The sequence below is a fragment of the Pseudomonas saudimassiliensis genome (assembly GCF_000939975.1).
Classification (GTDB): domain Bacteria; phylum Pseudomonadota; class Gammaproteobacteria; order Pseudomonadales; family Pseudomonadaceae; genus Halopseudomonas; species Halopseudomonas saudimassiliensis.
Genome location: NZ_LK391969.1, coordinates 1,691,047 through 1,704,122 on the forward strand (window position 1 = coordinate 1,691,047; position 13,076 = coordinate 1,704,122).

Genomic DNA, 13,076 nt, shown 5'->3' on the forward strand with positions numbered 1-13,076 from the left:
ATGGAGACATTCATGAACAAGCAAGTCATTACCAGCGAGCACGCGCCCGCGGCGATCGGCCCTTACTCCCAGGCCATCAAGGTCGGCAACACCGTGTACCTGTCGGGCCAGATCCCGCTGGACCCCAAGACCATGGAAGTGGTTGAAGGCTTCGAAGCCCAGGTCTGCCGCGTGTTCGACAACCTGGCGCTGGTAGCCGAAGCGGCTGGCGGCAAGCTGCAGGACATCGTCAAGCTGAACATCTACCTGACCGACCTGAACAACTTCGCCACCGTCAACGAGATCATGGGCCGTTACTTCGAACAGCCCTACCCGGCCCGCGCCGCCATCGGCATCGCCTCGCTGCCCAAGGGCGTGCCGGTCGAAATGGACGGGATTCTGGTCGTAGGCTAAAGCCTACTAGCTGCCAGCTTGCCGCTGAAGGCTACTTGAGCATGCTCGAGTAGCCTTCCCGATAACTCGGATACTGCGGTTCCCACCCCATCTCCCGCGCCAGTTCATTGCTGCAGCGCTTGCTGCCCACCCGATTGGCGGTTGGTCCTTCTGCCAGCAAGGTCACTCCCAACTGCTCTGCCAACCACTGCGCCACGTCATGCAGCGGTGCCGGCTCGTCATCCACGCCCAGATAGCAGGGCGCCAGCCATTCCTCCTGATCCGCAGCCAGTAACAGGCATTCCAGCAGCGCAGCGGCATCATCACGATGGATGCGGTTGGTGTATTGCACCGGCGTTTCCGGGACATACAGGCCGTTGCGCACCTGCTCGATAAGGCGGTTGCGACCCGGCCCGTAGATGCCGCCCAGCCGCACCACGGAGGCTGGTACGCCGCTGCGCAGCGCCACGTCTTCGGCCTGGATCAACAGCGGAGCGGTGGCTGATTGCGCCAACGCGGGACTGTTTTCCGTAACCCATTCCCCTTCGCTCTGGGCATAGACGGCGGTGCTCGATACCTGCAGCAGCTGGCGCAGCTTGTGCCGGCTATCCTTCAGCCAACCGAGCACATGCTGCAGGCCGTCGACATACAGCCGCTGGTACAGCTCCGGGTCCCGGCGCCCGGCGGCCGGGCAATACACCAGATAATCGACCTTGTCCGGCCAGGCGGCCGGCTTCTCCGGCTGGGTCAGGTCCGCGGCGATCCGGCCGATGCCATCGGGCAAGGCGCTGGGGTCACGGCGCAGGCCACTGACCTGCCAACCCCGGGCGAGCAGCCGCTCGGCCAGTGCTGTTCCCACATCGCCGCAGCCGGCAATAACTACATGTTTCATGCTGATTGTTTTCCTCTATCGACCAACCCGCTATGCTTGCAGAAATTTCTGCGAGCAGTATACGCCATGACCCTGACCGAACTCCGTTACATCGTTACTCTGGCCCAGGAACAGCACTTCGGCCACGCCGCCGAGCGCTGCCACGTTTCCCAGCCGACCCTGAGTGTCGGCGTGAAGAAACTCGAGGAAGAGCTGGGCATCATGCTCTTCGAGCGCACCAAGAGCGCCGTGCGCGTCACCCCTGTGGGCGAGAAGATCGTTGCCCAGGCCCAGCGCGTGCTGGAAGAGGCCATGACCATCCGCGAACTGGCCAGCGCCGGCAAGAACCAGCTGTCCGCCCCGCTCAAGGTCGGCGCCATCTATACCATCGGGCCCTACCTGTTCCCGCACCTGATTCCCCAGCTGCACCGGGTCGCCCCGGAGATGCCGCTGTACATCGAGGAAAACTACACCCACGTCCTGCGCGACAAGCTGCGCACCGGCGAGCTGGATGCCATCATCATCGCGCTGCCCTTCAACGAGCCGGATATCCTGACCAAGCCGCTGTATGACGAGCCCTTCAGCCTGTTGATTCCGGCGGACCACCCCTGGGCCAAGCGCGACCATGTCACCCTCGATGACCTGGACGACGACCGCCTGTTGCTGCTGGGCGAAGGCCACTGCTTCCGCGAGCAGGTCTTGGAAGCCTGCCCGACCACCCGGCGCACCGACGAGCAGAACAAGCACACCACCATCGAGTCCAGCTCCCTGGAGACCATCAGGCACATGGTCGCCTCCGGCATGGGCATGACGGTGCTGCCGATCTCGGCGGCGGACGACCGCTATTACAGCTCCGATCTGCTGCTGACCAAGCCGTTCAAGTCGCCCGTGCCCTTCCGCACCGTGGCCATTGCCTGGCGCGCCAGCTTCCCACGGCCGCGGGCCGTGGAGATTCTCAGCGATTCGATTCGCCTGTGCTCGATCGGCGCACCCGCCGACAAGCCGAAGAAGGCCTGACGCCCCATGACCCGGCCGCTGGAACGCACGCCGCTGACGGTATTCAAGGGTATCGGCCCCGCCGTGGCGGAGAAGCTCTGCCGCCTCGGCCTGACCAGCGTGCAGGATGTGCTCTTCCACCTGCCGCTGCGTTACCAGGACCGCACCCGGGTCACACCGATCGGCGCCCTGCGGCCCGGCATGGATGCGGTCATCGAGGGCGTGATCGCCGGTGCGGACGTGGTCATGGGCCGGCGCCGCAGCCTGCTGTGCCGCCTGCAGGACGGCAGCGGCACCCTGAGCCTGCGCTTCTACTACTTCAATGCGGCGTTGAAGACCAACCTGCAGCGAGGCAGTCGCTGGCGCTGCTATGGCGAAGTCCGACCCGGCGCCTCCGGGCTGGAAATCTACCATCCGGAAATGCAGAAGCTCGACAGCCTCCAGGCCATGCCGGTGGCCACCACCCTGACGCCCATCTATCCAGCGACCGAGGGCCTGTCCCAGCAGCGCCTGCGCAGCCTCACCGACGCCGCCCTCGCCTGGCTGGACCAGGGTAACAGCCTGCCGGACCTGCTGGCCCCGGAGCTGACCGAGCAGTACCAATTGCCGCCCCTGCGCGAAGCCATCCGCACCCTGCATCGGCCGCCACCGGATGTCGACCTGCAGGCCCTGGAAGACGGCCGGCACTGGGCGCAGCATCGGCTGGCCTTCGAAGAGCTGCTGGCCCACCAACTGACCATGCTCAAGCTGCGCGCCGAGGCCCGCTCCCAGCGCGCCCCGGTCATGCAGGCTGGCGGTGAGCTGGCGCATGCCTATGTCGAGCAGCTGGGCTTTCCGCTGACCGGGGCCCAGGCCCGGGTCGCAGCAGAAATCCGCACCGACCTGCAGCAACCCCGGCCCATGCTGCGGTTGGTGCAGGGCGATGTGGGTGCTGGCAAGACGGTGGTGGCCGCCCTCGCCGCCCTGCACGCCCTGGAAGCCGGCTGGCAGGTGGCGCTGATGGCCCCGACGGAAATCCTGGCTGAGCAGCATTTCGTCAACTTCCAGCGCTGGTTCGCGCCGCTGGGCATCTCGGTGGCTTGGATGGCCGGCAAGCTCAAGGGCAAGGCGCGGACCAACCAGTTGCAGATGATCGCCACCGGCGAGGCGGCCATGGTGGTGGGCACCCACGCGCTGTTCCAGGCCGAGGTGCAGTTCCATAACCTGGGACTGGCGATCATCGATGAACAGCACCGCTTCGGCGTGCAGCAGCGCCTGGCGCTACGGGACAAGGGCGCCGCCGGACGCTTCTCGCCCCACCAGTTGATCATGACCGCCACGCCGATCCCGCGCACCCTGGCGATGAGTGCCTATGCCGACCTCGACACCTCGATTCTGGACGAGCTGCCGCCGGGCCGCACGCCCATCAATACCGTGCTGGTATCCGACAGCCGCCGCGACGAGGTGGTTGAACGGGTGCGCGCCGGCTGCGCCGAGGGCCGCCAGGCCTACTGGGTCTGCACCCTGATCGAGGAGTCGGAGCAACTCCAGGCCCAGGCCGCCGAGGTCACCTGGCAGACACTGTGCGAGCAGTTGCCGGGGCTGTCCATCGGGCTGATCCACGGCCGCATGAAAGCCACCGAGAAAGCCGAAATCATGCAGGCCTTCAAGGCTGGCGACCTGCATTTGCTGGTTGCCACCACCGTAATCGAGGTAGGCGTGGACGTGCCCAATGCCAGTCTGATGATCATCGAGAACCCCGAGCGTCTCGGCCTGGCGCAGTTGCACCAGCTGCGCGGGCGGGTCGGCCGCGGCAGTACCGCCAGCCATTGCGTGCTGCTGTATCACGCACCGCTCTCGGCCCTCGGCCGCGAGCGCATGAGCATCATGCGCGAGAGCTCCGACGGTTTCGTCATCGCCGAGAAGGACCTCGAATTGCGCGGCCCGGGTGAGGTATTGGGCACCCGCCAGACCGGGCTGGTGCAGTTCCGGGTCGCGGACCTGGTGCGCGACGCCGATCTGTTACCCCAGGTTCAGGAGGCCGCTGCGGCCTTTGCCCGGCAGCACCCCGACCGGGTCGAGCAGCTCATTGACCGCTGGCTGGCCGAAGCGCAGCAGTTCGCCCAGGTATGATGTGGCGAGCATTGGCTGCGTCTCGGCTTGCGATGCACGGCTAACAGCCCCTAAGATCATGCACGACCTACCCATTCGCCTGCCCAGACAAGGAACGCCCTGATGACCGACCACGCGGCATTGCCCCCCGCCGGCGCAAGCCTGCCGACGCCGTTGGAGAAGCAGCTGCAGGATCTGCAGATCGCCCAGCACCTGCGCCCAGGCGCCGCCGGTCCGCTCGCCCAGCAGATCCAGGTCTGCCTGCTCGCCGATGCCGCAGGGACGCTGCTGGTGCTGTTCCCCGCTGACCATCTGCTGGACCTGCGACGCCTGGAGCGGGAAACCGGCCGCGCCCTGGAACCGGTGCGTGACCGGCAGCTGCAGGCGATCTTGCAGCCTTATCAAGCGACCCAGCTGCCGGGCCTACCCGCCCTGGTGGAAGCGCCCTGCCTGATTGACCGCCAATTGCTGAGCCATGACCGGCTCTGGCTGCCCAGCGGTGCGGCGGGCCAGTGGCTGGAACTTGATCAGCTCACCTTCAACCGGCGGATGACCGGGGCCACCGACGCCGACTTTGCCGTGCCCCTGCACAGCATTGCCTGCAGCGCAGAGGGCGCCGAACAGGACCGGCAGGACATCAGCCTGGCGGTGCAGAACTTCACTGCCCTGCGCATGCGCCAACGGCTGGAGGAGACCATCGAGATTCCACCGCTGCCCAATACCGCGCAGCAGATCATGAAATTGCGGGTCAACCCCGATGTCACGGTCGAGCAGCTCACCGACGTGGTGGAGACCGACCCAAGCCTGGCGGCCCAGGTAGTCAGCTGGGCGTCCTCGTCGTTCTACGCCGCCCCCGGCAGGATCCGCTCGGTGGAGGATGCCATCACCCGGGTCCTGGGCTTCGATCTGGTCATCAACTTGGCCGTGGGGCTATCTCTGGGCAAGACCTTCAGCCTGCCGAAGGATGCCCCCGAGCGCAGCACGCCCTACTGGGAGCAGGCGATCTATACCGCCGCGGTGATCGAGGGCCTGGCCAAGGCCATACCCCGCCACCAGCGCCCGGAACTGGGCCTGAACTACCTGGCCGGGCTGCTGCACAACTTCGGCTACCTGGTGCTGGCCTACATCTTCCCGCCCTACTTCAAGCTGATCTGCCGCCACCTGGATGCCAACCCCCATGTGCCGGCGTACCTGGTGGACCAGTATCTGCTGGGGGTGCACCGCAACCAGATCGGCAGCTGGCTGATGCGCTACTGGGACATGCCGGCGGAAATTTCCTGCGCCCTGCGTCACCAGCACGATCCGGACTACCGGGGCGAGCATCATGTGTACGCCAACCTGGTCTATCTCAGCCTGGCGCTGCTGCGGGAACGGGAACTGGGTAGCGGGCCGCCCATGGCGATACCGGAGGAATTGCTGGAACGTCTGGGATTGAACCGGGAAGCGGCGGAAGCCGCAGTGGACAAGGTGTTGAACGCGCGCGATGCGCTACGCACGCTGGTGAACGAATACCAGCTGGGCTGGGACCGCTGAGCAAGCGGCCGGGGAGCTGAGCCGCTCCCCGGCTTGTCCGTTCAGTTGACGGAGTCTTTCAGCCCTTTGCCGGGTTTGAAGGAGACGGTATTGCTGGCCTTGATCTGTACCGGTTCACCGGTTTGCGGGTTCTTGCCGGTCCGGGCACCACGGTGCCGCTGCAGGAAGGTCCCAAACCCGACGAGGGTAACCGTATCCTTGCGGCTCAGGGCCTGGGTAATTTCATCGAGAATCGCGTTGAGCGCACGGTTTGCCTGGTCCTTGCTCAGGTCAGCCTTTTCGGCAATAGCCGCTGCGAGTTCCGGTTTACGCATATGAAGCCTCACTATGTGTTGTTTTTGTTTTTCACTGCCTGCTGCAGCGAGCTCCGCGACGGCCCCGCCGATCCTGGCCCAAGGCTGTCAAAGCCTGCCCAGCATGGCACGACTCCAGCGTCGTTGCCAAGCCTAAACCGGGCGGACAGCCGGTGTTATCGCTGATTTCCGGTAAAAAGGCAAAACTGCCTCACCCCGCCCGTTCAGCCGATGGCAATCATTTCGAAGTCTTCCTTGCCAACACCGCAGTCCGGGCATTGCCAGTCCGCCGGCACGTCTTCCCAACGGGTACCCGGGGCGATGCCGTCGTCGGGCCAACCTTCCGCTTCGTCATAGATAAATCCACAAACGATGCATTGCCATTTTTTCATCGACGCTTCCTGAATGCTGTAGCCAAGGGAATGGAGGGTTGTCGAGCCTACCGCAAAGCCCGCACCCGGCCAACCGCTGCGCCCCGGAGGGGGTAAAAGGCCGGCCAGTCATGCTACCCTCTGCACTTCAAGACATTCAGCAGCGATAGAAGATCCGTGAGCATTCCCCAGTGGTACCCCGTATTGGCCCACCCCGAGATACGTGAGGGCGTCCTGTGCGACTGGCTCGGCGACACCGGTTCGCTGACCCGCCGCCTGATGGCCGCCGGCAATGATGATTTCCAGGTAGAGGTGCTCAACGAAGCCCATCAGCCGGCTCGCGCCGATGAGGCCGCCGCCCTGGGTCTGGCCGCCGGCCAGCCGGTCTGGGTACGTGAAGTCCTGCTGCATACGGCCGGTGCGCCACGGGTGTTTGCCCGTACCGTTGCGGACCTTGCGGCCTTCAATGCCGCCGGGGTCCATCTGGAAAACCTCGGCAGCCGCAGTCTCGGCGACCTGCTATTCAACGACCCGCGGATCCGCCGCGAGCCGATCGAGATCAGCCGCTATCCGGCCCACTGGCTACCGGCGGGTCGCCAGCACGATGGATGCTGGGCGCGGCGCTCGCTGTTCGCCAGCGACCAGCTGCAATTGCTGGTGTGCGAAGTCTTTCTCCCCGGCTGGCCCCCCGCCGCCTGAACCCACCATCCTTCGGAGATCATTGTGTCCGGCCTGCTGATCAAACCCCTGTCGCGCCTCCACCCCCGCGCCATCGACTTCATCCAGCTGATGCGCCTGGATCGCCCTATCGGCATCTATCTGCTGTTGTGGCCGACCCTGTGTGCGCTGTGGCTGGCCGCGGGTGGTTTTCCGGATCCGGTATTGCTGGCGGTGTTCGTGGCCGGCGTGGCGCTGATGCGGTCCGCCGGCTGCGCCATCAACGACTTTGCCGATCGCAAGGTGGATGGGCATGTCAGCCGCACGCGCAATCGTCCCCTGGCCACGGGCAAGGTCACCGCCCGGGAGACCCTGGTGGTGTTCGCCATCCTGGTGGCGCTCAGTGCCTCGCTGCTGCTGTTCACCAATCTGCTGACCTTCAAGCTGTCGCTGCTGGCCCTGGCCCTGGCGACCATCTACCCCTTCTGCAAGCGCTTCACCTTCTATCCCCAGGTGGTGCTGGGCGCCGCCTACTCGATGGCCATCCCCATGGCCTTCGCCGCACAGACCGGCGAGCTGCCGGCGGCCTTGTGGCTGCTGTATATCGCCAACCTGCTGTGGACGGTGGCCTACGATACGGAATACGCCATGTGCGATCGACCGGATGACCTGGTCATCGGCGTCAAATCCACCGCCATCCTGTTCGGCGAGTCCGACAAGCTGATCATCGCCCTCCTGCAGGGGCTGGTGCTGGTCTGCCTGCTACTGGTCGGCGGCCGTTTCGATCTGGGGCTCTGGTATCACCTGGGGTTGCTGGCCATGTTGCTGAGCTTCGGCTGGCAACACTGGCTGATCCGCGACCGGGAGCCCCAGGCGTGCCTGGCAGCGTTTCTGTCCAATCACTGGAGCGGGATGCTGGTGTTCATCGGCCTGGTACTGGACTACCGTTTCGGCTAACCGGGGCACCGTCATACAACTGCAATAATATTGTTATCTAATCGACGTATGTCAGACACTGCAACTGGACGGAGCACCATGGCAGACAAGACCATACTGATCGTAGACGACGAAGCCCCCATTCGGGAAATGATTGCCGTTGCGCTGGAGATGGCCGGATATCGCTGCCTTGAAGCTGAAAACACCCAGCAGGCCCATGCCGCCATCATTGATGCCAAACCGGACCTGATCCTGCTGGACTGGATGTTGCCGGGCACCACCGGCATCGAGCTGGCTCGCCGCCTCAAGCGCGACGAGCTGACGGTCGACATCCCGATCATCATGCTCACTGCCAAGGGCGAGGAAGACAACAAGATCCAGGGGCTGGAGGTCGGTGCGGACGATTACATCACCAAGCCGTTCTCCCCCCGCGAACTGGTGGCCCGCCTCAAGGCCGTGCTGCGCCGCGCCGGGCCGGTGGATGAGGAAGCGCCCATTGAGGTCGATGGCCTGCACCTGGACCCGATCAGCCACCGCGTTACCATCGATGGCACACCCGCGGAGATCGGCCCGACCGAATACCGGCTGCTGCAGTTCTTCATGACCCACCAGGAGCGCGCCTATACCCGTGGCCAGTTGCTGGATCAGGTTTGGGGCGGCAATGTATATGTCGAAGAGCGCACCGTGGACGTGCATATCCGCCGCCTGCGCAAGGCGCTGGGATCGACCTATGAGGGCCTGGTGCAGACCGTGCGCGGCACCGGCTATCGTTTCTCCACCAAGGGCTGAGGCCAGCAACGCGGCGGCGTCGCCAACTGATCCAGGATAAACGCGGGTGGAAACAAACTGGTTCCGAGCAATAACCGGCAGGCTGTTCTGGCTGCTGCTGGCGTGTCTGCTGGTGGGTTGGGCGCTGGGCGAGCCCGCCTGGGCGCTGGTCCTGGGGTTGGCCGGCTATCTCGGCTGGATGCTGCGCCAGCTGCAGCGCTTCCAGCATTGGCTGCAGACCCGTCCCAGCGATCCGCCCCCCGAGACCGCCGGCATGTGGGGCGAGATCTTCGATGGCATCTACCGTATGCAGCGGCGCGACAAGCGCCTGCGCGCCCGCATGCAGGGTGTTATCGAACGCATCCAGGCCTCCACCGCGGCCCTCAGCGACGGTGTGGTGATGATCGACAAGGACGGCCATCTGGAGTGGTGGAACCACGCTGCGGAAAGCCTGCTCGGCCTGCGCGCCCCCGATGACAGCGGTCAACACGTGCACAACCTGCTGCGTGACCCGCGCTTTGTCGACTATTTTGACAGCGGCCGCTACGGCGACCCCCTGGATATCCCTTCCCCGCTGAACATCAGCACCTGGCTGCAATACAACATCACCCGCTACGGCAACGGCGAACGCCTGCTGCTGGTTCGCGACGTCACCCGGCTGCATAACCTGGAACAGATGCGCAAGGACTTCGTCGCCAATGTCTCCCACGAGCTGCGCACGCCGCTCACCGTGGTGGTTGGCTACCTGGAAACCATGATCGACAGCGAGGAGGTGATCGAACCTCGCTGGCGGCGCCCGCTCCACCAGATGCAGCAGCAGGCCCGGCGCATGCAGAGCCTGCTCAACGACCTGTTGATGCTGTCACGCCTGGAAACCTCCGAGGCCCGGGGCGAAGAAAAGCCGGTGGACATCGCCCTGATGTTGCCCGGCATTCGGCAGGACGCCCTCGCCTTCTCCGGCGAGCGCCAGCACAGCATCAGTATTGATTGCGCCACCCAGGCACGGATCCGCGGGCTGGAGAGCGAGCTGCGCAGCGCGGTTTCCAACCTGGTGTTCAATGCGGTGAAATACACCCAGGACGGGGGCGAAATCCGGATCAGCTGGACCCAGGATGACCGCGGCGCCCGGTTGAGCGTGACGGACAACGGCCCGGGTATCGCCCCCGAGCACCTGCATCGACTGACCGAACGCTTCTACCGCGTCGACTCCAGCCGCAACAGCACCACCGGAGGCACCGGTCTGGGCTTGGCCATCGTCAAGCATGTACTGATGCGCCACAAGGGCGAGCTACAGATCACCAGCACCCTTGGCGCGGGCAGCACCTTCACCTGCGTGTTTCCGGCCGAACGGCTTATCTGACGGCAGGCCAAGGGGTCAGTGGCTGCCCTCAGCGATGAGCAGCGACAGCCATTCCAGCTTGGCCGGGTCCTGATCGACAAACTTCAGGGTCACCAGCACCCATTCGCAATCCGGCCGGTCCTCCAGCGCCGTCAGGGTATGCAGATAGCCGTTGATCCGAGCCACATTCGGATCCCCTGCCTGCTCCAGATCCAGCACCGCGCTGGCGAACACCCCGGGCAACTGCTCACTGCGCCGCACCACCAGCCGGGCATCGCGCAGGCTCAGGCTGCGGATAACGCAGGGTAACTGCTGCCCCGCTACCCGCAGCTGGGCCCGCGCTGACCGTGGCGCCACACCGGCGGATGTCGGGGCGGGGGGCTCGGCCTGGGGCGCAGCCGCCGGGCGTGCACCCAGCAGATTGGCCACGCTGTCCTGGGCATGGCCGCCACTGGGGGCGGCTGCCCGGGCCCGCAGCTGCTGCAGCTTGCCCGACCGCTGCAAGGCCTTGCGTACCTTGGAGGTCAATTGCTCGTTACTGAAGGGTTTGCCGACATAATCGCTGACCCCGGCCTGGATCGCCTCTACCACATTGTCCCGATCGCCCCGGCTGGTCACCATGATGAAAGGCGTCTTTTCCTGGCCGGGCTGGGCACGGAACCACTGCAGCAGTTCAAGTCCGCTGAGTTCAGGCATTTCCCAGTCGCACAGAATCAGATCGAAGGAGGTCCTGGCCAGCAATTGCCGCGCCTTGTTGCCGTTCACCGCCTCTTCAATCTGCAATCCGGGAAAGTGAGTGCGCAGGGCTTTCTTGATCAGGTCACGGATGAAGGGGGCATCATCGACGACCAGGACGGATACGCTCGCCATGGAGGATTCTCTCTGTCGGTAACCCGCACAGCTTACCCTAGAGTACTGGCAAATACCCAGCACGGGGCCAGGCGGTCAGTGCGTATATGAGGAAGGAAAGAGCTGGCGCTGGGTCGCTCGACCCAACGCCAGCGGTCACTGCCGGCTCAGAGCGTGCCAGTCAGCGCGTTGAGGAACAGCTGCTGGTATTCAGCGGCGGTCAGCTGGCGCGCATTGGTGCGCGCAGTGACATCCTTGATGGACATCTCGCCGATCAGTTCGGCCTTGGAATCGTCGATGCCGATCTCGGCCAGGGTATGGGGAATCTCCAACTCGGCGCGCAGCGCCAGTACCCAGTCCAGCATGCCGTTGAAATCGCCATGCGGCAGGCCCAGGTAGCGGGCCGCACGGGCCATCTCCGGCTCGATGACCGACTGGTTGGCGCGCATGACATAGGGCATGACGATGGCATTGAGCAACCCGTGGTGCGAGTCGTAGAGTGCGCCAATGCTGTGGGATACCGCGTGGATAGCGCCCAGACCGCGCTGGAACGCCGTGGCGCCCATGCTCGAGGCCACCAGCATTTGCAGGCGGGCATCCACATCAGCACCGTTGCGCACGGCCCGCGGCAGGTATTCCTTCACCAACCGCATGCCTTCCAGGGCGATGCCCTCGGCCATCGGATGGAAGGTCGGTGCCAGGAAGGCTTCCAGGTTGTGCGCCAGGGCGTCCATCCCGGTGGCCGCAGTCAGCTTCGGCGGCAGGCCCAGGGTCAGCTCGGGGTCCAGGATCACGATCGCCGGGGTCATCTGCGGATGGAAGATGATGCGCTTGGTGTGGTTTTCCTCATCGGTGATCACCGAGGCGTTACCCACTTCGGAGCCGGTGCCCGCGGTGGTGGGCACTGCTACTACCGGCAGCATCAGGCTGGCGTCGACGTTGGCCGGGTTGCGCGCTTCCCAGAGCGAGCAGCTCTGGCGGCCCGCCAATGCCACCGCCTTGGCCGCGTCGATGGCCGAACCACCGCCGAAGGCGATGACGCCGTCATGATTGCCGGCCCGCAGCGCAGCAATGCCATCGTTGACGTTGGTGCCGGTGGGGTTGCCCTTGATGGCGCTGAACACACCCACTTCCAGGCCGGCCTCACGGCAGATCTGCAGTGCCTTTTCCACAATCGGCAGGGCCGCCAGGCCCGGGTCGGTAATCAGCAACGGTGCCTTCATACCCAACTGCCCGCAGCTCTTGGCCAATTCACGGATGCGGCCGGCGCCGACACGGACCTGGGTGGGATAGCTCCAGTTGTTGCTGTAGGACGTGATTTCCATTTACTCTCCTGAGGTGTCAGATTGAAGAAGCGACCGCCCGTCCAATCGAGGCGAATAGATCGTCTGGATACAGATCTGATTTATGTACCGCAAAATACCCAAACACAGGCTCCGCGTCCAACCAAATCAGAGCTGCGGCATTATGTCTACTTGAAATAACCCGATCCGTGGGCCATTTTAGATACATACCTGCCGCAGACACTGAGCGCACAAGCAGGAGCTGCATCCATATTAGCCTTGAGGATATTCCATGAAATTTTATCTGTTGCCCTTGGTAGCCGCAGCCGCCCTGACAGCTGCCCATTCAGCATCCGCCGCCGAAGATCTGTTCCAGAGCAAGGTATGCGTGGCCTGCCACACCGTTGATACCAAGCTGGTTGGCCCGGCCATGAAGGAAGTCGCCGCCAAGTACGCCGATCAGGCTGATGGCAAGGAACACATCATGGCCAGCATCCAGAATGGCTCCAGTGGCGTTTGGGGTCCGATCCCCATGCCGCCGAACCAGGTCACCGAAGAAGAAGCCGGCAAGCTGGCTGACTGGATCCTGTCGCTGAAATAAGCGCAGTCCGCAGCAAGTACCGAGAAGGGGCTGAGTCTGATGACTCGGCCCTTTTTGTTTGCGTCGCGGTTGCTGCGCCTTCCCCTGCTCTGCCGCCTGATCGCAGCTGTTTCGAA

The 13,076-nt window shown here is 64.4% G+C and carries 14 protein-coding genes; 9 read left to right on the forward strand and 5 right to left on the reverse strand.

Going from position 1 to position 13,076, the window contains the following annotated elements; all coding sequences use genetic code 11:
• The first annotated feature begins 12 nt into the window (after nucleotides 1-12).
• Nucleotides 13-393: a RidA family protein gene (locus VG99_RS07800; protein ID WP_044499221.1), complete on the forward strand. Its 381-nt coding sequence runs from the start codon at nucleotides 13-15 to the stop codon at nucleotides 391-393.
• Between the two features lie 31 nt (nucleotides 394-424).
• Here VG99_RS07800 and VG99_RS07805 read toward each other — a convergent pair whose 3' ends face one another.
• The gene (locus VG99_RS07805) at nucleotides 425-1,264 is read right to left on the reverse strand and encodes an NAD-dependent epimerase/dehydratase family protein (protein WP_044499222.1); all 840 of its coding nucleotides are present in this window, start codon (nucleotides 1,262-1,264) and stop codon (nucleotides 425-427) included.
• 66 nt (nucleotides 1,265-1,330) lie between these two features.
• On the opposite strand from VG99_RS07805, the gene VG99_RS07810 reads away from it, so the two are divergent.
• The 3 genes from VG99_RS07810 (at nucleotide 1,331) to VG99_RS07820 (ending at nucleotide 5,863) form a co-directional block, all read left to right on the forward strand.
• Nucleotides 1,331-2,260, forward strand: a complete 930-nt coding sequence (locus VG99_RS07810; RefSeq protein WP_044499223.1) for a hydrogen peroxide-inducible genes activator — start codon at nucleotides 1,331-1,333, stop codon at nucleotides 2,258-2,260.
• Nucleotides 2,261-2,266: 6 nt separating this feature from the next.
• Nucleotides 2,267-4,351 (forward strand): ATP-dependent DNA helicase RecG, encoded by a 2,085-nt coding sequence (recG, locus tag VG99_RS07815; RefSeq protein WP_044499224.1) that lies wholly within the window; start codon nucleotides 2,267-2,269, stop codon nucleotides 4,349-4,351.
• Between the two features lie 102 nt (nucleotides 4,352-4,453).
• Nucleotides 4,454-5,863 (forward strand): aminoacyl-tRNA deacylase and HDOD domain-containing protein, encoded by a 1,410-nt coding sequence (locus VG99_RS07820; RefSeq protein ID WP_044499225.1) that lies wholly within the window; start codon nucleotides 4,454-4,456, stop codon nucleotides 5,861-5,863.
• 41 nt (nucleotides 5,864-5,904) lie between these two features.
• Here VG99_RS07820 and VG99_RS07825 read toward each other — a convergent pair whose 3' ends face one another.
• On the reverse strand, nucleotides 5,905-6,177 hold the full coding sequence (locus VG99_RS07825; protein ID WP_044499226.1) for an HU family DNA-binding protein: 273 nt from the start codon (nucleotides 6,175-6,177) through the stop codon (nucleotides 5,905-5,907).
• Between the two features lie 203 nt (nucleotides 6,178-6,380).
• Nucleotides 6,381-6,548, reverse strand: a complete 168-nt coding sequence (locus tag VG99_RS07830) for a rubredoxin (protein ID WP_036991777.1) — start codon at nucleotides 6,546-6,548, stop codon at nucleotides 6,381-6,383.
• 156 nt (nucleotides 6,549-6,704) lie between these two features.
• On the opposite strand from VG99_RS07830, the gene VG99_RS07835 reads away from it, so the two are divergent.
• From VG99_RS07835 to phoR, 4 genes are all read left to right on the forward strand, one after another.
• A complete protein-coding gene (locus VG99_RS07835) occupies nucleotides 6,705-7,226 on the forward strand; it encodes a chorismate--pyruvate lyase family protein (protein WP_052508737.1) in 522 nt (173 codons plus the stop codon).
• Between the two features lie 24 nt (nucleotides 7,227-7,250).
• Nucleotides 7,251-8,141 (forward strand): 4-hydroxybenzoate octaprenyltransferase, encoded by an 891-nt coding sequence (gene ubiA, locus VG99_RS07840; RefSeq protein ID WP_044499227.1) that lies wholly within the window; start codon nucleotides 7,251-7,253, stop codon nucleotides 8,139-8,141.
• 78 nt (nucleotides 8,142-8,219) lie between these two features.
• On the forward strand, nucleotides 8,220-8,909 hold the full coding sequence (phoB, locus tag VG99_RS07845; protein ID WP_044499228.1) for a phosphate regulon transcriptional regulator PhoB: 690 nt from the start codon (nucleotides 8,220-8,222) through the stop codon (nucleotides 8,907-8,909).
• Nucleotides 8,910-8,955: 46 nt separating this feature from the next.
• Nucleotides 8,956-10,248, forward strand: coding sequence for a phosphate regulon sensor histidine kinase PhoR (phoR, locus tag VG99_RS07850; RefSeq protein ID WP_044499229.1), 1,293 nt, complete (start codon nucleotides 8,956-8,958; stop codon nucleotides 10,246-10,248).
• 15 nt (nucleotides 10,249-10,263) lie between these two features.
• Here the strand turns inward: phoR and VG99_RS07855 are convergent, their stop codons facing one another.
• Both VG99_RS07855 and VG99_RS07860 read right to left on the reverse strand, forming a co-directional pair.
• Complete coding sequence (locus VG99_RS07855; RefSeq protein ID WP_044499230.1) at nucleotides 10,264-11,097, reverse strand: response regulator; 834 nt, start codon at nucleotides 11,095-11,097, stop codon at nucleotides 10,264-10,266.
• Nucleotides 11,098-11,243: 146 nt separating this feature from the next.
• Nucleotides 11,244-12,401 (reverse strand): iron-containing alcohol dehydrogenase, encoded by a 1,158-nt coding sequence (locus VG99_RS07860; protein ID WP_044499231.1) that lies wholly within the window; start codon nucleotides 12,399-12,401, stop codon nucleotides 11,244-11,246.
• Nucleotides 12,402-12,651: 250 nt separating this feature from the next.
• Here VG99_RS07860 and VG99_RS07865 point away from each other — a divergent pair, with 250 nt between their 5' ends.
• On the forward strand, nucleotides 12,652-12,960 hold the full coding sequence (locus VG99_RS07865; RefSeq protein ID WP_044499232.1) for a c-type cytochrome: 309 nt from the start codon (nucleotides 12,652-12,654) through the stop codon (nucleotides 12,958-12,960).
• Nucleotides 12,961-13,076: the final 116 nt, after the last annotated feature.